At 60.9% G+C, this 25,807-nt stretch carries 21 protein-coding genes and 1 other RNA gene; 10 read left to right on the plus strand and 12 right to left on the minus strand.

All coding sequences use genetic code 11. The features are described 5' to 3' along the window. Positions 1 to 13: 13 nt before the first annotated feature. The 7 genes from greA to grpE form a co-directional block, all read right to left on the minus strand. Positions 14 to 490 carry a transcription elongation factor GreA gene (greA, locus tag AC1RCO_RS12460; RefSeq protein ID WP_011059193.1) on the minus strand — a complete coding sequence of 159 codons (477 nt, stop codon included), beginning with the start codon at positions 488 to 490 and terminating at the stop codon, positions 14 to 16. After that, positions 487 to 3,708: a carbamoyl-phosphate synthase large subunit gene (carB, locus tag AC1RCO_RS12465; RefSeq protein ID WP_011059192.1), complete on the minus strand. Its 3,222-nt coding sequence runs from the start codon at positions 3,706 to 3,708 to the stop codon at positions 487 to 489. The genes greA and carB overlap by 4 nt, the downstream gene beginning before the upstream one ends. Positions 3,709 to 3,837: 129 nt before the next feature. Beyond that, positions 3,838 to 4,974 (minus strand): glutamine-hydrolyzing carbamoyl-phosphate synthase small subunit, encoded by a 1,137-nt coding sequence (gene carA / locus AC1RCO_RS12470; protein ID WP_011059191.1) that lies wholly within the window; start codon positions 4,972 to 4,974, stop codon positions 3,838 to 3,840. Positions 4,975 to 5,230: 256 nt separating this feature from the next. Next, positions 5,231 to 6,037, minus strand: a complete 807-nt coding sequence (gene dapB, locus AC1RCO_RS12475; protein WP_011059190.1) for a 4-hydroxy-tetrahydrodipicolinate reductase — start codon at positions 6,035 to 6,037, stop codon at positions 5,231 to 5,233. Positions 6,038 to 6,047: 10 nt separating this feature from the next. After that, complete coding sequence (gene dnaJ, locus AC1RCO_RS12480; RefSeq protein WP_015634112.1) at positions 6,048 to 7,172, minus strand: molecular chaperone DnaJ; 1,125 nt, start codon at positions 7,170 to 7,172, stop codon at positions 6,048 to 6,050. Between the two features lie 322 nt (positions 7,173 to 7,494). Continuing rightward, positions 7,495 to 9,411: a molecular chaperone DnaK gene (dnaK, locus tag AC1RCO_RS12485; RefSeq protein WP_011059188.1), complete on the minus strand. Its 1,917-nt coding sequence runs from the start codon at positions 9,409 to 9,411 to the stop codon at positions 7,495 to 7,497. A 102-nt stretch (positions 9,412 to 9,513) separates the two neighbouring features. Next, on the minus strand, positions 9,514 to 10,080 hold the full coding sequence (gene grpE / locus AC1RCO_RS12490) for a nucleotide exchange factor GrpE (RefSeq protein WP_011059187.1): 567 nt from the start codon (positions 10,078 to 10,080) through the stop codon (positions 9,514 to 9,516). Positions 10,081 to 10,330: 250 nt separating this feature from the next. On the opposite strand from grpE, the gene recN reads away from it, so the two are divergent. Next, positions 10,331 to 12,004 carry a DNA repair protein RecN gene (gene recN / locus AC1RCO_RS12495; protein WP_011059186.1) on the plus strand — a complete coding sequence of 558 codons (1,674 nt, stop codon included), beginning with the start codon at positions 10,331 to 10,333 and terminating at the stop codon, positions 12,002 to 12,004. Positions 12,005 to 12,098: 94 nt separating this feature from the next. On the opposite strand, the gene fur is transcribed toward recN, so the two are convergent. Then, positions 12,099 to 12,503, minus strand: a complete 405-nt coding sequence (gene fur, locus AC1RCO_RS12500) for a ferric iron uptake transcriptional regulator (RefSeq protein ID WP_011059185.1) — start codon at positions 12,501 to 12,503, stop codon at positions 12,099 to 12,101. A 98-nt stretch (positions 12,504 to 12,601) separates the two neighbouring features. Between fur and AC1RCO_RS12505 the strand changes: the two genes are divergently transcribed. Next, on the plus strand, positions 12,602 to 13,129 hold the full coding sequence (locus tag AC1RCO_RS12505) for an outer membrane protein assembly factor BamE (protein ID WP_011059184.1): 528 nt from the start codon (positions 12,602 to 12,604) through the stop codon (positions 13,127 to 13,129). A 60-nt stretch (positions 13,130 to 13,189) separates the two neighbouring features. Here the strand turns inward: AC1RCO_RS12505 and AC1RCO_RS12510 are convergent, their stop codons facing one another. Genes AC1RCO_RS12510 through AC1RCO_RS12520 form a run of 3 tightly spaced genes read right to left on the minus strand, consistent with a single transcriptional unit; the run spans position 13,190 to position 15,342 of the window. After that, positions 13,190 to 13,504, minus strand: coding sequence for an RnfH family protein (locus tag AC1RCO_RS12510; RefSeq protein ID WP_053149012.1), 315 nt, complete (start codon positions 13,502 to 13,504; stop codon positions 13,190 to 13,192). Beyond that, positions 13,497 to 13,931 carry a type II toxin-antitoxin system RatA family toxin gene (locus AC1RCO_RS12515; RefSeq protein ID WP_011059182.1) on the minus strand — a complete coding sequence of 145 codons (435 nt, stop codon included), beginning with the start codon at positions 13,929 to 13,931 and terminating at the stop codon, positions 13,497 to 13,499. The genes AC1RCO_RS12510 and AC1RCO_RS12515 overlap by 8 nt, the downstream gene beginning before the upstream one ends. Positions 13,932 to 13,938: 7 nt before the next feature. After that, entirely contained in the window at positions 13,939 to 15,342 is a 1,404-nt protein-coding gene (locus AC1RCO_RS12520) for a sodium-dependent transporter (protein WP_492617772.1), read from the minus strand. A 117-nt stretch (positions 15,343 to 15,459) separates the two neighbouring features. On the opposite strand from AC1RCO_RS12520, the gene smpB reads away from it, so the two are divergent. Beyond that, entirely contained in the window at positions 15,460 to 15,942 is a 483-nt protein-coding gene (smpB, locus tag AC1RCO_RS12525; RefSeq protein WP_011059180.1) for an SsrA-binding protein SmpB, read from the plus strand. Positions 15,943 to 16,023: 81 nt separating this feature from the next. Here smpB and AC1RCO_RS12530 read toward each other — a convergent pair whose 3' ends face one another. Then, positions 16,024 to 16,791, minus strand: a complete 768-nt coding sequence (locus tag AC1RCO_RS12530) for an FCD domain-containing protein (protein WP_011059179.1) — start codon at positions 16,789 to 16,791, stop codon at positions 16,024 to 16,026. Positions 16,792 to 17,052: 261 nt separating this feature from the next. Between AC1RCO_RS12530 and AC1RCO_RS12535 the strand changes: the two genes are divergently transcribed. From AC1RCO_RS12535 to ssrA, 7 genes are all read left to right on the plus strand, one after another. Next, on the plus strand, positions 17,053 to 18,747 hold the full coding sequence (locus tag AC1RCO_RS12535; protein WP_019095641.1) for a lactate permease LctP family transporter: 1,695 nt from the start codon (positions 17,053 to 17,055) through the stop codon (positions 18,745 to 18,747). 142 nt (positions 18,748 to 18,889) lie between these two features. Next, a complete protein-coding gene (locus AC1RCO_RS12540; RefSeq protein WP_093404858.1) occupies positions 18,890 to 19,714 on the plus strand; it encodes a (Fe-S)-binding protein in 825 nt (274 codons plus the stop codon). Further along, the gene (locus AC1RCO_RS12545) at positions 19,711 to 21,165 is read left to right on the plus strand and encodes a LutB/LldF family L-lactate oxidation iron-sulfur protein (protein ID WP_065364634.1); all 1,455 of its coding nucleotides are present in this window, start codon (positions 19,711 to 19,713) and stop codon (positions 21,163 to 21,165) included. Before AC1RCO_RS12540 ends, AC1RCO_RS12545 begins: the two co-directional genes overlap by 4 nt. Next, complete coding sequence (locus AC1RCO_RS12550; RefSeq protein ID WP_161467220.1) at positions 21,165 to 21,836, plus strand: LutC/YkgG family protein; 672 nt, start codon at positions 21,165 to 21,167, stop codon at positions 21,834 to 21,836. Before AC1RCO_RS12545 ends, AC1RCO_RS12550 begins: the two co-directional genes overlap by 1 nt. After that, entirely contained in the window at positions 21,833 to 24,643 is a 2,811-nt protein-coding gene (locus AC1RCO_RS12555) for an FAD-binding and (Fe-S)-binding domain-containing protein (RefSeq protein WP_492617738.1), read from the plus strand. The genes AC1RCO_RS12550 and AC1RCO_RS12555 overlap by 4 nt, the downstream gene beginning before the upstream one ends. A 208-nt stretch (positions 24,644 to 24,851) precedes the next feature. Then, positions 24,852 to 25,139 carry a PA2433 domain-containing protein gene (locus tag AC1RCO_RS12560; protein WP_019095638.1) on the plus strand — a complete coding sequence of 96 codons (288 nt, stop codon included), beginning with the start codon at positions 24,852 to 24,854 and terminating at the stop codon, positions 25,137 to 25,139. Positions 25,140 to 25,227: 88 nt separating this feature from the next. Beyond that, positions 25,228 to 25,621: a transfer-messenger RNA gene (gene ssrA / locus AC1RCO_RS12565) on the plus strand. The last annotated feature ends 186 nt before the right edge of the window (positions 25,622 to 25,807 follow it).

Below are 25,807 nucleotides of genomic sequence, written 5' to 3' on the forward strand. Positions count from 1 at the left end.
CGGGCGCCTTCTTTCAGATGTGACGGACTTCGACAATCTCGTACTCGATAACGCCACCAGGCGTTTTGACCGCCACCACATCACCCTCTTCCTTGGCAATCAAGGCGCGAGCGATCGGCGAGCCGACGGAAATTTTACCGAGTTTGATGTCAGCCTCGTCCTCACCCACGATCTGGTAGGTGACGCTTTCGTCAGTTTCGACGTTGGCGATTTCTACCGTGGTGCCAAAGATCACCTTGCCGGTATGGGGAATGGTCGTGACATCGATGACCACCGAGTTCTGCAGGCGACCTTCAATATCGCGGATCCGCGCTTCTACCATGCCCTGCTGTTCGCGAGCAGCATGGTATTCGGCGTTTTCCTTCAGGTCACCCAACTCGCGGGCCGTACCGATGTCCTGGCTGAGCTTCGGACGCACGACCTTGGTCAGGTGAGCATGCTCTTCTTCCAGGGCGCGCGCGCCCTGGACGGTCATTGGGTATTTATTCATGCCTTCAATCCTGCGTGTAGATCCTGCAAGCGACGCACGGTCTTTTCCGGACCGAACTTCAACGCTTCACAGATAGCTTCGCCAGCAGCAATGGTGGTGGTGCAGTAGATCTTGTGCTGCAAGGCGTTACGACGAATGGAATAAGAGTCAGCAATCGACTGACGGCCTTCGGTGGTGTTGATGATCAGAGTGACTTCGTCGTTCTTGATCATATCGACCACATGCGGACGACCTTCAGTCACCTTGTTCACACGACGCACCTTCAGGCCGGCCGCCTCGATCAGCTTGGCGGTGCCCGCAGTAGCGACCACTTCGAAGCCCAAGTTGATCAGATCACGGGCCACGCCTGCAACCAGAGGCTTGTCATCGTCGCGCACGCTGATGAACGCAGTACCGCCGGTCGGCAGCACTTCGCTGGCACCCATCTGGGCCTTGGCAAAGGCTTCGCCGAAGGTGTCGCCCACGCCCATCACTTCACCGGTGGACTTCATCTCTGGGCCGAGGATCGGGTCGACGCCCGGGAACTTGGCAAACGGGAATACCGCTTCCTTGACGCTGTAGAAGTTCGGAATGATTTCCTTGGTGAAGCCCAGCTCTTTCAGGGTCTTACCGGCCATCACACGAGCAGCGATCATCGCCAGGGAGACACCGATGCACTTGGACACGAACGGCACGGTCCGGGAAGCGCGCGGGTTCACTTCGATGACGTAGATCTGATCGCCCTGCAGGGCCAGCTGCACGTTCATCAAGCCAACCACACCCAGCTCCAGGGCCATTTTCTTGACCTGCTCGCGCATCTCGTCCTGGATGTGCGCCGGCAGCGAGTACGGCGGCAGCGAGCACGCAGAGTCACCGGAGTGAACGCCAGCCTGCTCGATGTGCTGCATGATGGCGCCGATCACTACGTCGGTGCCGTCGCAGACCGCATCCACGTCCATTTCAATGGCGCAGTTGAGGAAGTGGTCCAGCAGCACCGGGCTGTCGTTGGACACTTGCACCGCTTCGCGCAAGTAGCGCTTGAGTTCATCTTCCTCGTAGACGATTTCCATCGCCCGACCGCCCAGCACGTAGGACGGACGCACCACCAGCGGGTAACCGATCTTGGCGGCGGCACGAATTGCTTCGTCTTCGCTGCGCACGGTAGCGTTTGGTGGCTGACGCAGGTTCAGGCGTTCGACCATCTGCTGGAAGCGCTCACGGTCTTCGGCGCGGTCGATAGCGTCTGGGCTGGTGCCGATGATCGGCACGCCGGCGGCTTCCAGGGCACGAGCCAGTTTCAGCGGAGTCTGGCCGCCGTACTGCACGATCACGCCTTTTGGCTTCTCGACACGGACGATTTCCAGCACGTCTTCCAGGGTCACTGGCTCGAAGTACAGGCGATCCGAAGTGTCGTAGTCGGTGGAAACGGTTTCCGGGTTGCAGTTGACCATGATGGTTTCGTAACCATCGTCGCGCAGCGCCAGGGCGGCGTGTACGCAGCAGTAGTCGAACTCGATGCCCTGGCCGATACGGTTTGGACCACCGCCCAGAATCATGATCTTGTCACGGGTCGAAGGTGCGGCTTCGCACTCTTCTTCATAAGTCGAGTACAGGTACGCGGTGTCGGTGGCGAACTCGGCGGCGCAGGTGTCGACGCGCTTGTAGACCGGGAACACTTCCAGCTTCTGACGATGTGTGCGCAGGTTCTTCTCGGTCACGCCCAGCAACTTGGCCAGACGCTGATCGGAGAAGCCTTTGCGCTTGAGGCGGAACATCAGGTCGCGGTCGATGGCCGACAGGCCCAGGGTCTTGACCTTCTCTTCTTCCTTGATCAGGTCTTCGATCTGCACCAGGAACCAAGGATCGATCATGTTCATGCCGAAGATCTGCTCGACGGTCATGCCGGCACGGAAGGCATCAGCCACGTACCAGATACGCTCGGCGCCGGGCACGGTCAGCTCGCGCTTGAGCACGTTCATGCTTTCCGGATTGCTCAGGTCGAGCTTGGGATCCAGGCCGCAAACGCCCACTTCCAGACCGCGCAGGGCTTTCTGCAGGGATTCCTGGAAGGTCCGACCGATGGCCATGACCTCACCCACCGACTTCATCTGGGTGGTCAGGCGCGCGTCGGCCTTGGAGAACTTCTCAAAGGCGAAGCGTGGCAGCTTGGTCACGACGTAGTCGATGGACGGCTCGAAGGACGCCGGGGTCTTGCCGCCGGTAATATCGTTGGACAGCTCGTCCAGGGTGTAGCCGACAGCCAGCTTGGCCGCGACCTTGGCGATCGGGAAACCGGTGGCTTTCGAAGCCAGCGCCGAGGAACGGGACACCCGCGGGTTCATCTCGATCACGACCATGCGGCCAGTGTTCGGGCAGATACCGAACTGCACGTTGGAACCGCCAGTTTCCACACCAATCTCGCGCAGCACCGCCAGGGAGGCGTTACGCAGGATCTGGTATTCCTTGTCGGTCAGGGTCTGTGCCGGAGCCACGGTGATGGAGTCACCGGTGTGCACGCCCATCGGGTCGAAGTTCTCGATGGAGCAGACGATGATGCAGTTGTCCTTCTTATCGCGGACCACCTCCATCTCGTACTCTTTCCAGCCGATCAGGGATTCGTCGATCAGCAGTTCCTTGGTCGGCGACAGGTCCAGACCGCGGGCGCAGATTTCTTCGAACTCTTCACGGTTGTAGGCGATGCCACCACCGGTGCCACCCATGGTGAAGGATGGACGGATGATGCAAGGGAAGCCCAGCTTGTCGAGGACCGCATTGGCCTCTTCCATGCTGTGGGCGATACCGGAGCGCGGGCACGCCAGGCCGATGGACTTCATGGCAGCGTCGAAGCGCGAACGGTCTTCAGCCTTGTCGATGGTGTCGGCGTTGGCGCCGATCATCTCTACGCCGAACTTCTCCAGGACGCCTTCACGTTCCAGGTCCAGGGCGCAGTTCAGCGCAGTCTGGCCGCCCATGGTCGGCAGCAGCGCGTCCGGACGCTCTTTCTCGATGATCTTGGCAACGGTCTGCCACTTGATCGGCTCGATGTAGGTGGCGTCGGCCATGGCCGGGTCGGTCATGATGGTGGCCGGGTTGGAGTTCACCAGGATGACCCGGTAACCCTCTTCGCGCAGGGCCTTGCAAGCCTGGGCGCCGGAGTAGTCGAATTCGCAGGCCTGGCCGATCACGATCGGGCCAGCGCCAAGAATCAGGATGCTTTTAATGTCTGTACGTTTTGGCATGGGTTGTCACTCAAATCCGCAGGTCAGTCGGCAAGCCGTCTTGAACATTCTCTGAGGCGCCCGAGGGGTTCCGCCGGATTTGCCGGGGCCGCCCTCAAGCGCTGCTCGCTACACTTTCAAGGCGAGCGCTTAGCGTCGCTTGGCCATCTCGTTGATGAAGCGGTCGAACAGCGGCGCCACATCGTTCGGACCCGGGCTGGCTTCCGGGTGGCCCTGGAAGCTGAACGCGCTCTTGTCGGTACGCTCGATACCCTGCAGGGTGCCGTCGAACAGCGACTTGTGGATCGCCCGGACATTGCCCGGCAGCGTGGCTTCATCCACCGCAAAACCGTGGTTCTGGCTGGTGATCATGACCACGCCGCTGTCCAGATCCTGCACCGGGTGGTTGGCACCGTGGTGGCCGTGGCCCATTTTCAGGGTCTTGGCACCAGAGGCCAGGGCCAGCAGTTGGTGACCCAGGCAGATGCCGAACACCGGAATCTCGGTTTCGAGGATTTCCTTGATCGCCTTGATGGCGTAGTCGCAAGGCTCGGGGTCACCTGGGCCGTTGGACAGGAACACACCGTCAGGCTTGAGAGCCAGCACATCGCTCGCTGGGGTCTGGGCAGGCACCACGGTGACGCGGCAACCGCGCTCCACCAGCATGCGCAGGATATTCAGCTTGACCCCGTAGTCGTAGGCAACCACGTGATACGGCAGCTCGGAAGCCTCGATGGTGGCGTGGCTGTCGGTCTTCAGATCCCAGACAGTCGAACGCCACTCGTAGCTTTCCTTGGTGCTGACGACTTTCGCCAGGTCCATGCCTTTGAGGCCAGGGAAGCCGCGCGCTGCAGCGATCGCCGCTTCTTCGGAAATGTTGTCACCGGCCATGATGCAGCCGTTCTGTGCACCTTTCTCACGCAGGATGCGGGTCAGGCGACGGGTGTCGATACCGGCGATCGCCACCACGTTGTTGGCTTTCAGGTAATCGGACAGGGACAGGGTGTTACGCCAGTTGCTGGCTACCAGCGGCAGGTCACGGATGACCAGGCCGGCCGACCACACACGGTCGGACTCGGCATCTTCCGGCGTGGTGCCGGTGTTGCCGATGTGAGGGTAAGTCAGGGTAACGATCTGTTGGGCGTAGGAAGGATCGGTAAGGATTTCCTGATAGCCGGTCATTGCGGTGTTGAACACCACCTCACCAACGGTTTGACCGTCGGCTCCAATGGCTTCGCCGCGAAAAATGCTGCCATCAGCAAGGGCGAGTATGGCTGGCTTAGTCAAGAAGACCTCCCGTAAATAGAGCCTGAAAGGGCGATCGCAGGTTGCAAAAAAGCGGAATGACGTATAGACACGTCACCCCGCTTCTTCGTCGAATTATCTGCGCGCTTTTAGTGGACACACTAAAGCTGTAGCTTACAGAAAAAGGCTTTTTCGGTCCACCGCTAATGAGCCCTAAAGGCAGAGGAATGCGACAGAACATCGCCTAGCGGTACGAAGTGGGGTTGAAGGACAGCCTCAACCCCACTTCAGATGCATCTCAACGCAGATCCAGCACATCCTGCATGTCGTATAGGCCGGCCTCGCGCCCGTCCAGCCACAGCGCGGCACGCACCGCGCCCTTGGCGAAGGTCATGCGACTGGAGGCCTTGTGGGTAATCTCCAGGCGCTCGCCCTCAGTGGCAAACAGCACGGTGTGATCCCCCACCACATCGCCACCACGAACCGTGGCGAAGCCGATGGTTTCACGCTCACGGGCGCCGGTATGGCCTTCACGACCATACACCGCGACCTGCTGCAGATCGCGCCCCAGAGCGCTGGCGATCACCTCACCCATGCGCAGGGCGGTGCCCGATGGCGCATCGATCTTGTGTCGGTGATGCGCCTCGATGATCTCGATATCCGCATCATCACCCAGCACCCGAGCCGCCATATCCAGCAGCTTCAGCGACAGGTTGACCCCAACACTGAAGTTGGCAGCGAAGACGATCGGAATCTCCTTGCCCGCCTCGGCCAGCAATTGCTTTTCCCTGGCACCCAGGCCGGTGGTACCGATCACCATGGCCTTGCCTGCCTTGCGGCAGAACGCCAAGTTCTTGAGCATCACTTCCGGCAAGGTGAAGTCGATCAGTACATCGAACTCATCAACCACCTTCTCCAGGCTGTCGGACATCGGCACGCCAAGACGCCCCAGGGATGCCAGCTCACCCGCATCCGCCCCCACCAGAGAACTGCCCGGACGCACGATCGCCGCGGTCAGCCCGGAGAGCGGCGAACGCAGTTGCACGGCCTCGACCAGGGTCTTGCCCATGCGCCCAGCGGCGCCCATCACTGCTATACGTCGCATGCGTTACTCCTTACAGGTCGCCGAAGAAGCGCTTGACGCCCTCGAACCAGCCGGTAGTTTTCGGCGAGTGAGAATTGTCGTCGTCCAGCGAACCACGCAACTCTTCCAGCAGCTCGCGCTGACGACGACTCAGGTTCACTGGCGTCTCCACCGCAACCCGGCACATCAGGTCGCCGGCACCGCCGCCACGCACGGGAGCAACGCCCTTGCCACGAATCCGGAACTGCTTGCCGGTCTGAGTTCCTTCGGGAATCTTCAGCTTGACCCGACCATCCAGGGTCGGAATCTCCAGCTCGCCACCCAACGCCGCATCTACGAAGCTGATGGGCACTTCACAGAACAGGTGCTTGCCGTCGCGCTGGAAGATCGCGTGCTCACGCACATTGATCACCACATACAGGTCGCCAGTCGGGCCACCCTGGGTCCCCGCCTCGCCTTCGCCGGACAGACGAATACGGTCGCCGGTATCGACACCTGCCGGCACTTTCACCGACAGCGTCTTGTACTCTTCGACCCGACCTTCGCCGTGGCACGAATCGCACGGATCGGAAATGATCTTGCCCTGGCCATGGCAGCGCGGGCAGGTCTGCTGCACCGAGAAGAAACCCTGCTGCATGCGCACCTGACCAATACCGCCACAGGTCGGACAAGTGACAGGGGAAGACCCCTTCTTGGCGCCCGAACCATCGCATGGCTTGCAGTTGACCAGTGTCGGCACACGGATATTCACCGTGGTGCCACGCACCGCCTCTTCCAGGTTCAACTCCAGGGTGTAACGCAGGTCGCTGCCGCGTTGCGCACCGCCACGGGAACCGCCGCGACCGCCACCGAAGAAATCACTGAACACGTCACCGAAGATATCGGAGAAGTTCTGCCCGCCGAAGCCGGCACCCCCGCCACCCATGCTCGGGTCGACACCAGCGTGGCCGTACTGGTCATACGCGGCACGCTTGCTGGAATCGGACAGTACTTCGTAGGCCTCGTTGGCCTCCTTGAACATGTCTTCCGACGCTTTGTCGCCGGGATTACGGTCCGGGTGATGCTTCATCGCCAAACGACGGTAAGCCTTTTTCAGCTCCGCATCGCTGGAGCCACGCTCCACACCCAACACTTCGTAATAGTCACGCTTTGCCATAAGTCTTTGCACTCTTAAGGACGTCCGGCAAACCCTCCTGAGCTCTGCCAAACTCGCTGAGCCCCAATACAGGCCCGGACCCAACTCACGTCAATTCAACGATCCTGGTCTTGGAAAGCCAACCCGGTTGCGGGCCGACCATTGCGGTCATCACAGCCGGAAAGCAGGAGCTTCTCCGACCCGACCGCCAGCGCACAAACGGAGCTTGTACGCCGTCAAAATTTCGCTGACTCCAGACACGCCAACGCGGGAGCAAGCTCCCGCGCGGCGACATCCTACCAGCCACCGCCCGAAGGCAGTCAACCGGCCGACCAACAAGCCATTACTTGTGGTCTTTTACTTCTTCGAACTCGGCGTCGACGACATCGTCGGCTTTTTCAGCGGACTCCGCGTGCGGTGCCGCGCCTTCTGCAGGCTGGGCCTGTTCGGCGTACATCTTCTGGGCAACCGGGGCCGAGACTTTCGACAGCTCTTCGACCTTGGCGTCGATGGCGGCCTTGTCGTCGCCCTTGACGGCAGCTTCCAGGGCAACCACGGCGGCTTCGATTGCGGTTTTCTCTTCCGCGGTCACTTTGTCACCGGCGTCAGCCACCATCTTGCGAGTCGAGTGCACCAGCGCATCACCCTGGTTACGGGCGGTGGCCAGTTCTTCGAACTTGCGATCCTCTTCCGAGTTGGCTTCAGCGTCACGGATCATCTGCTGGATCTCCTCATCCGACAGACCCGAGTTGGCCTTGATCACGATCGACTGAGTCTTGCCGGTAGCCTTGTCCTTCGCACCTACGTGCAGGATGCCGTTGGCGTCGATGTCGAAGGTCACTTCGATCTGCGGCACGCCACGTGGAGCTGGTGGAATGTCGGCCAGGTCGAACTTGCCCAGGGACTTGTTCTGCGCGGCTTGCTTGCGCTCGCCCTGCAGTACGTGAATGGTCACTGCGCCCTGGTTGTCGTCGGCAGTCGAGAACACTTGGGATTTCTTGGTAGGAATCGTGGTGTTTTTCTCGATCAGCGCGGTCATCACGCCACCCATGGTTTCGATACCCAGGGTCAGCGGGCTGACGTCCAGCAGCAGTACGTCTTTCACGTCGCCGGCCAGTACCGCACCCTGGATGGCAGCACCCATGGCAACAGCTTCGTCCGGGTTGACGTCCTTGCGGGCTTCCTTACCGAAGAAGTCGGTTACGGTCTTCTGTACCAGCGGCATACGGGTCTGGCCGCCGACCAGGATCACGTCGTTGATCGAACCCACGTCGATACCGGCGTCTTTGAGCGCGATACGGCAAGGCTCGATGGTGCGCTGAACCAGGTCTTCAACCAGCGACTCCAGCTTGGCGCGGGAAATCTTCACGTTCAGGTGCTTAGGACCGGTGGCATCTGCAGTGATGTACGGCAGGTTGACGTCGGTCTGCTGGCTCGAGGACAGCTCGATCTTGGCTTTCTCGGCAGCTTCTTTCAGGCGCTGCATGGCCAGCGGGTCACCCTTGAGGTTCATGCCGCTTTCTTTCTTGAACTCATCAACCAAGTAGTCGATCAAGCGGATGTCGAAGTCTTCACCACCGAGGAAGGTGTCACCGTTGGTGGCCAGCACTTCGAACTGGTGTTCGCCATCGACTTCAGCGATTTCGATCACCGAAACGTCGAAAGTACCACCGCCCAGGTCGTAAACGATCACGGTGTGATCGCCCTTGGCCTTGTCCATACCGTAGGCCAGAGCGGCTGCGGTTGGTTCGTTGATGATACGTTTGACGTCCAGGCCTGCGATGCGGCCGGCGTCTTTGGTCGCCTGGCGCTGGCTGTCGTTGAAGTAGGCCGGAACAGTGATGACCGCTTCGGTCACGGCTTCGCCGAGGTAGTCTTCGGCGGTCTTCTTCATTTTCTTGAGGATTTCAGCCGAAATCTGTGGCGGAGCCATTTTCTGGCCGTTCACTTCAACCCAGGCGTCGTTGTTGTCAGCCTTGACGATCTTGTAAGGGACCATCTGGATGTCTTTCTGCACAACTTCTTCGTCGAAACGACGGCCGATCAGACGCTTAACTGCGTACAGGGTGTTGTGCGGGTTGGTGACAGCCTGACGCTTGGCCGACTGACCTACCAGGATTTCGCCATCGTTGGCGTACGCGATGATCGACGGCGTGGTACGCGCGCCTTCAGCGTTTTCGATAACTTTTACGTTGCCGTTTTCAAGAATGGAGACGCACGAGTTGGTGGTCCCCAAGTCAATACCGATAATCTTGCCCATGTTAACTCTCCCGAAACTTTGGATTTGGATGCCGCAGCTGTGGTGGCAAACTGCGGTAGCACTTAAACGCTTGACTGATAAATGGGGGCTCTACAGCCGTTTTCAAGCCTTTTCGTCAATCGAAGGCGAAACCGGTGCAGGAGCCTTGCTGACCACGACCATGGCCGGGCGCAGCAGGCGACCGTTGAGCTGGTAGCCCTTCTGGAACACTTTCAGAACACTGTTCGGCTCGACATCCGCGCTTTCCTGCATGGCCATGGCCTGATGCTGTTCAGCGTTGAAGGGTTCGCCGTGTGGATCGATGGCTTCCAGCTGATAACGCTTGAGGGTGTCGTGGAACATCTTCAAGGTCAGCTCGATGCCTTCACGCATCGGGCGGATGCTTTCGTCGTCCGGGTTGGACAGCTCCAGGCCACGTTCCAGGCTGTCGATCACCGGCAGCAGGTCGCCGGCAAACTTCTCCAGCGCGAATTTGTGAGCTTTCTCCACGTCCTGCTCAGCGCGGCGGCGGACGTTCTGCAGATCGGCAGCAACACGCAAAGCCTGATCCTGCGCGCCAGCCAGTTGCTCTTCGAGCACTTGTACACGAGCCGCCAGGTCATCACCCGATGCCTCGGGAGCCTGATTGGCGTCTAGATTTTGCGTATCCAGCGTCTGTTCGTCAGCCATGAAATTCTCCTTTCAATATCGTCTGTGAGCCGGGCTCACTCTTCTGCCCAGCTATATGGGGTCGCATTTTCAAGGTTCAAGTCCGCAGCCACAGCAAAAGTCGTTCCGACCCGATAAATCCTGTATGTGGACATTACCGAGCGCACTAAAAAGCCAGAACGACCAAGCAAATCGAGCTAAGGGAAAGCATTGTCAGCCCGAAACAAAACACTGTATAAATAACCAGACATCTAGTTTGGGAGCGGCCTTAATGCTGGTGCACCTGTCCGTACACAATTACGCCATCGTCGAACACCTGGATCTGGAACTCGATCGCGGGATGAGCGTCATTACCGGCGAGACCGGTGCCGGCAAGTCGATCATGCTCGACGCGCTCGGCCTGACCCTGGGTGATCGTGCCGACAGCGGCGTGGTACGCCCCGGAGCCGACAAGGCCGATATCCTCGCCACCTTCGATCTGGCGGATATCCCCGAGGCCCACGCCTGGCTGGCCGAGCGTGACCTGGACACCGACGGCCCGTGCATCCTGCGTCGGGTCATCACGGCAGAAGGACGTTCCCGCGGCTATATCAACGGTACGCCCTGCCCGCTCGGAGACTTGAAAGCCCTGGGCGAACTGCTGATCGATATCCACAGCCAGCATGAACACCAGTCGCTGCTCAAGACCGATACCCATAGGCGCCTACTGGACGAGTACGCCGGCGCAACCGACCTGGCGCGCCAGGTGCAACTGGCTGCGCAGCGCTGGCGCCAGACCCGCCTGGAGCTGGAGCGCCTGTCCAACTCCGGCGACGAGCAGCGCGCTCGCCATCAACTGCTCAGCTACCAGCTCGAAGAACTGGAAAACCTGGGGCTCGGGGAAAATGAACTCGAACAGCTGGAGCAGGAGCACAAGAACCTGACCAATGCCGAAACCCTGCTGGGCATCTGCCGCCAGGTGGTGGAGCAATGCAGCGAAAGTGATTCAGGCAATGTCCTGAACGCCCTGACTGTCAGCCTCAACCGCCTGTCGAGCATCGGCAACTCCTCGGGCTCCCTGGGCGAGGCCACCAACCTGCTGGCCAGCGCGCAGATCCAGGTCGAAGAAGCCGTGGGCGAGTTGAATCGTTTCCTTGACCACTTCGACGCTGATCCGGCACGCCTGCAACAACTCGAAGAACGCCTCGACGCCATCTATACCCTGGCGCGCAAGCATCGCATCCAGCCCTTCGAACTCGCCGCCATGCAGCAAACCCTGCTGGATGAAATAGAGACTCTGGACGCCAATGACGAATCCATCGAACGGCTGGGCGAAGAGCTGCAATCCTTCGCTCGTCATTATCAGGAGAAAGCCCAGGAACTGAGCCAGTTGCGCCAGCAGGCCGCGACCAGCCTGGCCAGCGCAGTGGAGCAGGAAATCCAGCGCCTGGGCATGCCCGGAGGGCGCTTCACCATCGAGCTGCGCGCCAACAGCAGCGATGAACTGCTGCCCAACGGCCTGGAGCAGGTGGAACTGCTGGTCAGTGCCAACCCCGGGCAACCCCTCAAGGCCCTGGCGAAAGTCGCGTCCGGCGGTGAGCTGTCACGTATCAGCCTGGCGATCCAGGTCATCACCGCGCAGACCTCGCGGGTTCCCACATTGGTATTCGACGAAGTCGACGTGGGGATTGGCGGCCCGACAGCCGAGATCGTCGGCCAGCTGCTGCGCCGCCTCGGCGAACGCGGCCAGGTATTGACCGTGACACACCTGCCGCAAGTCGCCGCCCAGGGGCATCAGCATCTGTTCGTGCACAAGGTGCGCGGCAGCGATGCCACTCATACCGCAGTATCCAAGCTGGGCAAGAATGAGAGGGTCGAGGAGGTGGCGCGGATGCTCGGCGGCATCGACCTGACCAAGGAGTCTCTGGCCCACGCCAAGAAAATGGTGGTGACCGCCAAGGCCTGAACCTTCAGCGCTTCTTTTATATAGGCACAAAACACGAAGGCGACCCTAGGGTCGCCTTCGATCGTTTCACGACGATAAACGCCGCGTGAGGGGCTTACTTCTTCTTGCGCACGTACAGCACAAGATTGTGATCCACCAACTCGAAACCGTGCTTTTCGACAATCGCCTTCTGAAGCTTTTCGATTTCTTCGTCGAAGAATTCGATCACTTCACCAGACTCCACGTTGACCATATGGTCGTGGTGACCGCCATCCGCCAGCTCGAATACAGCGTGACCGCCATCAAAATTATGGCGTACCACCAGTCCGGCTGCTTCGAATTGAGTCAGTACACGGTAAACCGTGGCCAGACCCACATCCTCACCAGCTTCCATCAGCGCCTTGTAGACATCCTCAGCGCTCATGTGCCGCTGCTCGGTGGAATCGAGCATTTGTAGAATTTTGACTCGTGGCAGAGTCACTTTGAGGCCGGCTTTACGTAGTTCGCTATTTTCAACCATGGTCAGCTTTCTCGCCGATGCTGCTTCGCAGCTTCTCTTAATGCGGGTATGATCGGGGTTTACGTTGTCCCAGCCAAGATAGTGGAAGTCGCCCACCGATGCAAAACACCAAGCTCTTGCTAACCAGTTTCACCTTCGTGGGACTGCTCGCACTCGCCGGTTGTTCATTCCCCGGGGTTTACAAAATCGACATCCAGCAGGGCAATGTCGTCACGCAGGACATGATAGACCAGTTGCGCCCCGGAATGACCCGACGGCAAGTACGGTTTATCATGGGCAACCCTCTGTTGACCGACACGTTCCATGCCGATCGCTGGGATTATCTCTACAGCCTGCAGCCTGGTGGTGGTGAACGCCAACAGGAACGCGTGAGCCTGATCTTCAACGGCAACGACCAGTTGGTCAGCTTGGCCGGTGACTTCATGCCAGGTGTAAGCCGCGACGAAGCCCTGCTGGGCAAGGACAGCGCCAACACCGTGACAGCGCCTGCCGAGAACGTCGAAAAACCAAAAGCCGAGAAACCAGCCAAGCCTGGCTCGCTGCTCGACCAGATCCAGAAGGACGTGGATGGCGTGAAAACCGTGCCAGTTCCTACGCCTGAACCACTGGATACTTCGCCGGAATAATTTGTGGCGAAATAAAAAAGCCCGGGCATGCCCGGGCTTTTTATTGCCTGTCACCATCAATCACGATTCGCGCTTGCGAGCCTCGGCCGCTTTCGCCGCCCGCAGACGCCGAACCTCTTTCGGATCGGCCAGCAATGGGCGATAGACCTCGATCCGATCCCCCGCCTGAATCACATGCTGTTCAGGGTCACTGACCTGCTTGCCGAAGATCCCCACCGGACAAGCCGCCAGATCCAGTTCGGGAAACTGCTGCCCTATGGCTGAAGCCTGCAAGGCTGCACGCAGCGTCGACCCCTGAGGCACCTGCACACTGATCAACGCCTGGCGATCGACAGCCGCGTAGGCCACCTCAATCGAAATCATCGGCTCAGCCATGCAACTGCTTGGCCCGCTGGCAGAAAGCGTCCACCAGGGTATTCGCCGCCTGGTTGAACAGCGGCCCCAAGGTCGCTCGAACCAAAGGCCCCGCATAATCGAAAGACAGATCAAGGCTGATCTTGCAGGCCTTCTCGCCCAGCGGCTTGAACACCCACACGCCATGCAACTGATTGAATGGCCCCTCCTCCAGATTCATCTCGATCGACTGCCCCGGCACCAGATTGTTGCAGGTAACGAAGCGTTGGCTCATGCCGCCCTTGGCCACCGCCAGGCTCGCGCGCATCCGCTCTTCGCTGCTTTCCAGCACCTCGGCCGACGAGCACCAGGGCAGAAACTCCGGGTACCGGGCCACGTCATTGACCAGGTCGTAAAGGAACTGCGCCGGATAGGGCAGAAGGGCCGAACGTTGAATATGGGTCGTCATGTGAGCTTCATTTCCACAACTGGGCGGCAAACACCACAAGAATGCCGACGGGCGCCACATAGCGCATCAAAAACAAGGCCAGAGCGAACAACAGCGGGCTACGTAACGACAGCTCATCACGAACTGCCTCACGGCCCATCACCCAACCTGCAAATACCACGAAGCACAAACCGCCAAGAGGCAACATGATCCGCGAGGTGAAAAAGTCGATCACACCAAAGAAGTCCAGACCGCCGGCCGCGCCCCATCGGTAGAGATGAAAAACGCCGCCTTCGTTCACGAAAAATTTGGCCTGTTGCCAGATGTTGAAAGAGAACACCGTTCCCAATCCCACGAACCAGCAACTGAACGCCAGCCAGAATGTCACCCAGCCGCGGCGGATTTTAGTCCTCTCGACGAGATAAGCCACCATCGGCTCCAACAAGGAAATGGCCGAACTCCAGGCAGCGATCGCCACCAGGATAAAGAACACTACGCCCATAAGCTGGCCGAACGCCACATTCCCGAAGGCAAACGGCAGGCTGATGAACATCAGCCCCGGCCCTTCGCTGGGGTTCAGCCCGGCGGCAAATACAATGGGGAACAGGGCCATCCCAGCCACCAGCGAAACGAAGGTATCCAGCAGCGCCACCCCGACCACGGTGCCGGCCAGGGACGAATGCTTGGGCATGTAGGCGCCGTAGATCATGATCGAGCCCACTCCCACGCTGAGGGAAAAGAACGCGTGCCCCATGGCTGGCAACAGCCCGTCCAGCAAACGCTCCAGGCTGAAGTCGAACATGAAGTGCAGGCCCTGCATGAAATGCCCGGTGGTCATGCTGTAGCCCAGCAGCACCAGCAACATCACGAACAGCAGTGGCATCATGACCCGCAAGCTGCGCTCAAGCCCGGCCACCACACCCTTGGCAATCACCAGCGCCGACAACAGCATGAACAGCGTGTGCCACAGGGTCAGGCGCCAGGGATCGGCCGTCACCGCGGAAAAATAGGCGCCGACCTGATCCGCCGTGACACCCTGAAAATCGCCGCGCCCCATGTCGATGATGTAGTCCAGGGACCAACCACCCACCACGCTATAGAAGGAGAGGATCAGCAGCGCCGTGATCATTCCGGCAAAGGCGCCCCAGGACCACTTGGCCGAATGCCCGGCCTCCAGGGCCAGCACCTTCAGGGCATTCGCCGGGCTTTGCCGCGCGCGGCGGCCAATCAGGGTTTCCGCCAGCATCACCGGCAACCCGATCAGCGCAATACACGCCAGAAACACCAGGACAAAGGCACCACCACCATAGACGCCGACCATGTAGGGGAATTTCCAGATGCTCCCCAGGCCCACGGCCGAACCAGTTGCAGCGAGTATAAAGACCCAGCGGCTTGCCCAGCCGCCGTGGACAGAGACCCTGTCTGTCGACATCGTTAACACGCCCAACCGAAAAAAAAGAGCGCGCATTGTCCGGGATTCAATCAACCTGCTCAAGCACGCTGCGTCACCGTAGCCGACGCGCGCGCAACTCCCTATAATGCCGCCCCTATGGCTAAACAGAAGAAACACCCAACAGGGACCATCGCGCAAAATAAAAAGGCGCGTCACGATTACTTCATCGAACATCGGTTCGAGGCTGGCATGGTCCTGGCCGGCTGGGAAGTAAAGAGTCTGCGTGCAGGCAAGGCACAGCTGGTGGACAGTTATGTGCTGCTCAAGGATGGTGAAGCCTGGTTGCTCGGCAGCCACTTCACGCCATTGACCACCGCCAGCACCCACGTCATTGCCGACCCTACGCGCTCGCGCAAGCTGCTGCTCAACCAGCGCGAGCTGGAAAAGCTGTTTGCCGCCGTGCAACAGAAGGGTTATGCCTGCGTATGCCTTTCGCTCTACTGGAGCAAGCACCTGGTCAAGTGTGAGATCGCACTGGGCAAGGGCAAGAAGGAATACGACAAGCGTCATACCGAACGCGAGCGCGATTCCGATCGCGAACTGCAGCGTGCGGTGCGGACCAAGGGCAAGGAAGACTGATCTTCCTGCCTTGAGGTCGTTTTCGCCGGCAAGCCGGCTCCTACAGAACCCAGGTAGGAGCCGACTTGCCGGCGATTTGCATTACATGCCCTTGCGCCGTTCGGCCCGGGCCACTCGCTGCACTTCCTGACGCACTTCTTCGAGCACCTCCTGCACATAGAGAATGTGCCGGCTGGAGATTTCCCGTGCCTCTTCGGCCCGCCCTTCGATAATCGCCTGGTACAGGTCGCGGTGTTGGCTGATCAGCATGTCGCGGGTTTCCGTACGCTGCTTGTACATGCCGCCAATGTTGGTCACCACATTGCGCTTGAGCAGGTCGAACAGCCCGCGAATGGTGTGCAGCAGCACGGCGTTGTGGCTGGCCTCGGCAATCGCCAGATGGAACTTGGCATCCGCCGCACCCTCCTCGATACGACTGACATCGTCGGAACGGGAATAACAATCCTGCAACTCCTCGAAGGCTTGAGTCAGTCGCTCACGATCCACTGCCGTCGCCCGCAGCGCCGCGTAATAGGCGCAGGACGCTTCCAGCGTATGCCGGAACTCCAGCAGATCGCGCTGGGCATCGGTGTTGTTTTCCAGCAGGTGCAGCAGAGGATCGCTGAAGGTCGAGCCCAGGGATTCCACCACGTAGTTGCCGCCACCCTGGCGGCTGATCAGCAACCCCTTGGCCGTCAATTTCTGGATCGCTTCGCGCAGTGAGGGCCGGGAGACACCAAACTGCTCGGCCAGGGCGCGCTCGGCCGGCAGCCGCTCGCCAGCCTTCAAGGTGCCTTCAAGAATCATCCCTTCCAGACGCTCGACGATATCGTCGGACAAACGGCGCTGGCGTATCTGATCAAACCCCATAACTCACTCTCCCCCCTCCCGACCCTTCGCCGGGGGGCTCTATTCTGGCCTATTCATGGCGCGCCAACACCTGTCAGAACACGGCCATTTGCACCGATCAGATGCCCGCGCCATAGCGCATTCGACAAAAGTTTTAGGGCGGCAAATTGACACACCGAGCACAAGGCTTTTACCCTAGCCAACAGCGATTGTAAATTGGTCTTACCAATTAACCAAAACGCTAGCAGTGCCTGACCAACAACAATTAGGGGCCACCCCATTATGCAAACCTGGCAACAGCTCTATAGCCCGCTTGGCAGCCTCGGCCTGTCCGCCCTCGCCGCCGTCATCCCGATCGTGTTCTTCTTCCTGGCTCTGGCCGTGTTCCGTCTCAAAGGACACGTCGCCGGGAGTATCACCCTGGCCTTGTCGATCCTGGTGGCGATCTTCGCCTTCCAGATGCCCGCCGACATGGCCCTCGCTGCCGCTGGCTATGGATTTGCCTACGGTCTGTGGCCCATCGCCTGGATCATTGTCGCCGCCGTTTTCCTCTACAAGCTGACCGTGAAGAGCGGCCAGTTCGAAATCATCCGCAGCTCGGTGCTTTCGATCACCGACGACCAGCGCCTGCAGGTGCTGCTGATCGGTTTCTGCTTCGGCGCCTTCCTCGAAGGTGCGGCAGGCTTCGGTGCGCCAGTGGCGATCACCGCCGCCCTGCTGGTGGGCCTTGGCTTCAACCCGCTGTACGCCGCCGGCCTGTGCCTGATCGCCAACACCGCGCCCGTGGCCTTCGGCGCCCTGGGGATTCCGATCATCGTCGCCGGCCAGGTGACCGGCATCGACGCCTTCAAGATCGGCGCCATGACCGGCCGCCAACTGCCGCTGCTGTCGCTGTTCGTGCCGTTCTGGCTGGTGTTCATGATGGACGGTATGCGTGGCGTCAAAGAGACCTGGCCGGCCGCTCTGGTAGCAGGCCTGAGCTTCGCCGTCACCCAGTACTTCACCTCGAACTTCATCGGCCCAGAACTGCCGGACATCACCTCGGCCCTGGCCAGCCTGATCTCCCTGACCCTGTTCCTGAAAATCTGGCAACCCAAGCGCACCGCCGGCGCGCAGATTGCTGGTGCCACCTCCAGCGCGGCCATCACCGCCAGTGCCGGTGGCTTCGGCCAGCCACGCCAAACCCAGGCCTCACCCTACAGCCTGGGCCAGATCTTCAAGGCCTGGTCGCCGTTCCTGATCCTCACCGTGCTGGTGACCATCTGGACCCTCAAGCCCTTCAAGGCGATGTTCGCTGCCGGCGGCTCGATGTACGGCTGGGTGTTCAACTTCGCCATCCCGCACCTGGATCAGCTGGTGATCAAGATGGCACCGATCGTGACCACGCCAACGGCCATCCCGGCGGTATTCAAGCTCGACCCGATCTCGGCCACCGGCACGGCGATCTTCTTCTCCGCGCTGATCTCCATGCTGGTGCTGAAGATCGACTTCAAAACTGGTCTGACCACTTTGAAAGAGACCTTCTACGAGCTGCGCTGGCCGATCCTGTCCATCGGCATGGTGCTGGCGTTCGCCTTCGTCACCAACTACTCGGGCATGTCTTCGACCATGGCCCTGGTCCTGGCAGCGACTGGCGCGGCGTTCCCGTTCTTCTCGCCGTTCCTGGGCTGGCTCGGGGTGTTCCTCACCGGCTCCGATACCTCGTCCAACGCCCTGTTCAGCTCGCTGCAGGCCACCACCGCACACCAGATCGGGGTCAATGACACACTGCTGGTCGCGGCCAACACCAGCGGCGGCGTAACCGGCAAGATGATCTCGCCGCAATCGATCGCCGTGGCCTGCGCCGCCACCGGCCTGGTGGGCAAGGAATCGGACCTGTTCCGCTTCACCCTCAAGCACAGTCTGTTCTTTGCCACTATTGTCGGTCTGATCACCCTGGCCCAGGCCTACTGGTTCACCGGCATGCTGGTGCACTAAGCAACACCGATGGAACCGACGCCGCCCTCACCCGCGGCGTCAGTCATTCACCACCCGGTCTGCAAGGCTGCTGAAAGCTTGCTGGTTTATCTTTCAGCCGCCGCAACGGACGAATAACCGGGACCACCCGGAGACACGCCTGATGAGCGAGCTTTTCTACAACGCCGTGCCCAATGCGACCCGTGTCGCACCGCCGCTGGCCGAACCCCGGCAGTACCCTAGTGCGAAGCCGGCGCGGGTCTACCTGTTCGGCACCTGCGTGGTCGACCTGTTCTATCCCGAAGCCGGGATGGACGCGATTCACCTGCTGGAGCGCGAAGGCATTCGCGTGGATTACCCGCAAGGGCAAAGCTGCTGCGGACAACCGGCCTACACCTCGGGTTACACCGAGCAGGCGCGCACCGTGGCCCGCTCGCAACTGGCGCTGTTTGCCGGCGACTATCCGGTGGTGGTGCCGTCGGGTTCCTGCGCAGGCATGTTGCGCGAGCATTACGCGGACTTGTTCAAGGACGAGCCCGAAACGCTGAAACAGGTGCAGGCCCTGGCTGCCCGCACCTTTGAACTGGCCGAGTTCCTCCTGCACGTGTGCAAGGTGCAGCTCAAGGACAGCGGCGCACCGGTCAAGGTGGCGCTGCACACCTCCTGCTCGGCACGCCGGGAAATGAACACCCACCTGCACGGCCGTGAGTTGCTGTCACAGCTGAGCAACGTGGAACGGGTAGAACACAGCCACGAAAGCGAATGCTGTGGCTTTGGCGGGACTTTCAGCGTCCGAATGCCGGACATCTCCGGCGCCATGGTCGCGGACAAGACCCGGGCGCTGAAGGAATCCGGCGCCCACCAGGTACTGAGTGCCGATTGCGGCTGCCTGATGAACATCAACGGCGCGCTGGAGAAACAACAAGAGGCATTGCGCGGCCAGCACCTGGCGAGCTTCCTCTGGCAACGTACTGGAGGTGCGCAATGAGCACCCCAGAGCTGATTCCGACCACCAACGTGGCGGACGATTTTCGCACCCGGGCCCACCAGGCCCTGGGCGACCAACAACTGCGAAACAACTTTCGCAGCGCCATGGATTCACTCATGGCCAAGCGTGCGGCCTCTTTCAGCGATGCCCACGAAAGAGAACACCTGCGCGCCCTGGGCAATGCGATTCGCGCCCGGGCGTTATCCAAGCTGCCCGACCTGCTCGAGCGCCTGGAACAGAACCTGACCCGCAACGGTGTGACAGTGCACTGGGCGGAAACGGTGGACGAAGCCAATGGCATCGTCCTCTCGATCATCCGCGCTCACGAGGCGCGGCAAGTGATCAAGGGCAAATCGATGGTCAGCGAAGAGATGGAAATGAACCATGTCCTCGCTGAACAAGGCATTGAATGCCTTGAGTCGGACATGGGCGAGTTCATCGTCCAGCTCGACCACGAGAAGCCTTCACACATCATTATGCCGGCGATCCACAAGAATGCCGGTCAGGTCGCGTCCTTGTTCCACGACAAACTCGGCGTGGAGTACACCAAGGACGTTGACCAACTCATTCAGATCGGTCGCAAGGTCTTGCGGCAGAAATTCTTCGAAGCCGATATCGGCGTCTCCGGCGTCAACTTCGCCGTAGCGGAGACCGGCACCCTGCTGCTGGTGGAAAACGAAGGCAACGGGCGCATGTCCACCACCGTGCCGCCAGTGCACATCGCCGTCACCGGGATCGAGAAAGTCGTCGAGAACCTGCGGGACGTGGTCCCCCTGCTCTCGCTGCTGACCCGCTCGGCCCTGGGCCAGCCCATCACCACCTACGTCAACATGATCTCCGGCCCGCGCAAAGAGCATGAGCTGGACGGCCCCCAGGAAGTGCACTTGGTGCTGCTGGACAACGGCCGCAGCCAGGCGTTTGCCGACAGCGAACTGCGCCAGACCCTGAACTGCATCCGCTGCGGCGCCTGCATGAACCACTGCCCGGTCTACACCCGGGTCGGCGGCCACACCTACGGCGAGGTCTACCCGGGGCCGATCGGCAAGATCATCACCCCGCACATGGTGGGCCTGGCCAAGGTGCCGGATCACCCCAGCGCCTCGTCACTGTGCGGCGCCTGTGGCGAAGTCTGCCCGGTGAAGATCCCGATCCCGGCGCTGCTGCGGCGCCTGCGGGAAGAGAACGTCAAGGCCCCGGACAGCCCCCATCAAGTGATGCGCGGCCAGGGCAGCAAGTACTCGCGCAAGGAACGTTTCATCTGGAACGCCTGGGCCCGCCTCAACAGCTCGCCGACCCTGTATCGCCTGTTCACCCTGGCCGCCACCCGCCTGCGCGCCCTCGCCCCGAGCAAGGTCGGCCCCTGGACGCAGAACCACAGTGCGCCAAAACCCGCCGCCCGGTCGCTGCACGACCTGGCCCGTGAGCACCTGGACAAGCAGGGAGACCGCTGATGAGCGCGAAACACAACATCCTCGCCAAGCTGCGCAACAGCCTGAGCGGCACCACGCCGATTGTGGATAACTTCGATGAGGCGCTGGTCACCGAGCCTTACAGCTACAGCGCGGAACAACGCATCCCGCAGCTGCGCAAACAGATGGAAGCAGTGCACACCGAAATCCACCTGAGCACCGGCGCCGGTTGGCCCGAACTGCTGGCCCGCCTGCTGCAGGAACGCCAGTTGCCCAGCCTGCTGATCGCCCCCGGCACGCCCCACGGCCAGCGGGTCACCCAGTACTGGGCCGAGCACCCGCAACTGCCGGCGCTCAAGGCCTACGACCGCCCGGTGGAAGAATGGAAAGCCGAGCTATTCAACGACACCCCGGCCAGCCTCACGACCACCCTGGGCGCCATCGCCGCCACCGGCAGCCTGATCCTCTGGCCAACCCGGGAAGAACCGCGGCTGATGAGCCTGGTGCCGCCGGTGCATTTCGCCCTGCTCAAGGCCAGCGAGATCCGCGACAACTTCTATCAGGTGCAGCAACAGATGAACTGGGCCGCCGGCATGCCGACCAACGCGCTGCTGGTGTCCGGCCCGTCGAAGACCGCTGATATCGAGCAAGTCCTGGCTTACGGCGCCCACGGCCCGAAAGACCTGGTGGTGCTGATCCTGGAGGACCAATGAGCCTACCGGCCGCTTTTCTGCGTGATGCCCAGCAACTGATTCCCCAGGAGCGGCGCTTCGACGACCCGCTCTCGACCCTGGCCTTCGGCACCGACGCCAGCTTCTACCGGCTGATCCCCAAGCTGGTGATCCGCGTCGAGTCCGAAGATGAAGTGGTGACCCTGCTCCAGCTGGCCCAGCGCGACCGGGTGCCGGTGACCTTCCGCGCGGCGGGCACCAGCCTTTCCGGGCAGGCCATCAGCGACTCGGTGCTGATCGTTCTGGGGGATAACTGGAACGGCAAGGAGATTCGCCACCAGGGTACGCAGATTCGTCTGCAGCCTGGTGTGATCGGCGCCCAGGCCAATGCCTGGCTGGCACCTTTCGGGCGCAAGATCGGCCCCGATCCGGCCTCGATCAACGCCTGCAAGATCGGTGGCATCGTCGCCAACAATGCCAGTGGCATGTGCTGCGGTACCGCGCAGAACACCTATCACACCCTGGCCGGCATTCGCCTGGTACTGGCCGATGGCACGCGTCTGGATACCGAGGATGAGGCCAGCATCGCCGCCTTCCGCGCCAGCCATGGTCCGCTGCTGGAGCGCCTGGCCGAGCTGGGCCGCAGCACCCGCGCCAACAGCGAGCTGGCAGCGAAGATCCGCCACAAATACCGGCTGAAAAACACCACCGGCCTGTCCCTCAATGCCCTGGTGGATTTCGACGAGCCACTGGACATCCTCAGCCACCTGCTGGTGGGTTCCGAGGGCACCCTGGGCTTTATCAGCGCAGTGACCTACGACACGGTGATCGACCACCCGAACAAGGCGTCGGCGCTGATCGTCTTTCCCGATGTGGAAACCTGCTGCAACGCGGTGACCGTGCTCAAGAGCCAGCCGGTGTCGGCGGTGGAACTGCTGGACCGCCGCAGCCTGCGCTCGGTGCAGGACAAGCCCGGCATGCCGGCCTTCGTCCAGCAACTCTCGGCCAACGCTTGCGCGCTACTGATCGAGTCCCGCGCCGCATCCTCGTCTCTGCTGCATGAGCAACTGGCGCAGATCATGAATTCCCTGGCCGCCTTCCCGGTGGAAAAGCAGGTGGACTTCACTGAAGACCCGCAGGAAAACGCCAAGCTCTGGGCGATCCGCAAGGACACCTTCCCGGCGGTGGGCGCGGTGCGCAAGACCGGCACCACGGTGATCATCGAAGACGTGACCTTCCCCGTGGAACAGCTGGCCATCGGCGTCAACCGCCTGATCGAGCTGTTCGACAAGCACCACTACGACGAAGCGATCCTGTTCGGCCACGCCCTGGAGGGCAACCTGCACTTCGTCTTCACCCAGGGCTTCAACAGCAGCGAGGAAGTGAACCGCTACCAGGCGTTCATGGACGACGTGGCGCAACTGGTGGCGGTGGAATTCGGCGGTTCGCTGAAGGCCGAGCACGGCACCGGGCGCAACATGGCCCCCTTCGTCGAGCTGGAATGGGGCAGCGATGCCTACCAGCTGATGTGGCAGCTCAAGCGCCTGCTGGACCCCAACAACATCCTCAACCCGGACGTGGTACTCAGCGAAGACCCGCAGATCCACCTCAAGCACCTCAAGCCACTGCCGGCGGCCGACGAGATTGTGGATAAGTGCATCGAATGCGGCTTCTGCGAGCCGGTGTGCCCGTCCAAGGGGCTGACCCTGAGCCCGCGCCAGCGCATCGTCATCTGGCGTGATATCCAGGCGCGTAAACGGGCCGGCATCGATACGTCCGAGCTGGAAGCGGCCTATCAATACCAGGGCATCGACACCTGCGCCGCCACCGGGCTGTGCGCCCAGCGCTGCCCAGTGGGCATCAACACCGGCGAGCTGGTGAAGAAACTGCGCAGTGAACACGCCACCCATAACGGCACCGCCGACTGGCTCGGCTCGCACTTTGCCACCACCTTGCAGGGCGCCCGCTTCACCCTGCACGTGGCCAACGGTGCGCGCATGCTCTTGGGCGCGCCGCGCCTGAGCAAGCTGTCGGCGAGCCTGACACGCCTATCCAAAGGCCAGGTGCCGCAGTGGAGCAGCGCCATGCCTCAGCCGGAAAAGGCCATTCGCTTCAGCCCGAGCGTCAGCGACGCGCGTCCGCGGGTGGTGTACCTGGCAGCCTGTGTGTCCCGGGTCATGGGGCCAGCGGCGGGCGACAAGGAGCAAAGCTCGCTCTACGAGAAAACCCGCGGCCTGCTGGAAAAGGCCGGTTATCAAGTAGTGCTGCCGGACAACCTGGACAACCTCTGCTGCGGCCAGCCGTTCGCCTCCAAGGGCTACGCCACCCAGGCCGAGGACAAGCGCCAGGAACTGATCGGCGCCCTGCTCCACGCCAGCCGCGGCGGCCTCGACCCGATCTACTGCGACACCAGCCCCTGCACCCTGCGCCTGGTGCAAGACCTGGGGGACGTGCGCCTGGACCTCTACGATCCGGTACGTTTCATCCGCACCCACCTGCTGGAGCGCCTGGAGTTCACGCCGCAGGAAGCGCCGATCGCGGTGCACGTCACCTGCAGCACCCAGCACCTGGGCGAGAGCCAGGCCTTGATCGAACTGGCCCGGCGTTGCAGCAAGAATGTGGTAATCCCCGAAGGCATCCACTGCTGTGGTTTCGCCGGCGACAAGGGTTTCACCACCCCGGAGCTCAACGCCCACTCCCTGCGCAGCCTCAAGGACGCGGTGCAGTATTGCAGCGAAGGCATCTCCACCAGCCGCACCTGCGAAATCGGCCTCAGCCAGCATGGCGGGATCGACTATCACGGGCTGGTCTACCTGGTGGATCGGGTAACCCGGGCCAAGGCGCTCTGAGCCATCGAGCCGGAAAAAAGGGGCGTTTTCGCCCCTTTTTTGTGCCTGGCGGAAAACGCCCCTGGCTTTTTCATTCCTTCGAAAAAAAAACAGAACCCCAGCGCGCGGCTACAGTCCATTTTCTAGGCCCGCAAAAAAGGGCTTAGCCCACTCGGCCGCCGGCCCTGTTGACCGGCAACACCGAGCCCCTGCGATCAAGGAGATAACCATGAAGCGTTCCGCACTGGCTGGACTGTTCATTACCGCCGCGATGCTGGCCTCCCCGGTGTTTGCCGCCGGGCAAGAGGACCTGTGCCAGATCAACCTGCAAAAGATCAAGGATGCCAAGGTCAGCACCGAAGCCATGAGCTCGGACCTGAGCAGCGACATCGACGCCACGGTGCAGCAAGCCACCGCCGAACAGGCCAAGGGCACCGAGCAAGGCACCAAGAATTGCATCTCCCTGACCACCCAGGCGATCCAGAAATTGCAGAACAACACCAAGGGCGATCAGTAGGCCGATGCACTGGGCCAACCTTCGGGTTGGCCTTCTGGCCTCGGTTAGCGTAGAATCCGTCCACCTGTTGGTAATGCACAACAGGTTCGGGGCCGTTTAGGATTCGACGCCGGTTGCGAAACTTTAGGTGCATGCCGAGTTGGTAACAGAACTCGTAAATCCACTGTTGCAACTTCCTATAGTTGCCAATGACGAAACCTACGGGGATTACGCTCTCGCTGCGTAAGCAGCCTTAGCCCTTCCCCCCTGGTACCTTCGGGTCCAGCAATCATCAGGGGATGTCTGTAAACCCAAAATGATTGTCATATAGAACAGAATCGCCGTGCAGTACGTTGTGGACGAAGCGGCTAAAACTTACACAACTCGCCCAAAGCACCCTGCCCGTCGGGTCGCTGAGGGTTAACTCAATAGACACGGCTAAGCATGTAGTACCGACAGCGGAGTACTGGCGGACGGGGGTTCAAATCCCCCCGGCTCCACCAACTCAACAATAAAAGACGTCCATGGACGTCTTTTTTTGTGCCTGAAATCCAATGAATACGGGATTTTCAGGGCTGCGAGAGGCTTTCCAGGTTTTTTGAGTTCCAGGCGGTTTGGTATTCCCAATGGTATTCCCGGCTACCCGGGCCAATCTTGGGAATGCCAAAAGGTGTCATGGAGTACTTCTC

It is taken from the genome of Pseudomonas sp. GW823-FHT03E05 (assembly GCF_058796855.1).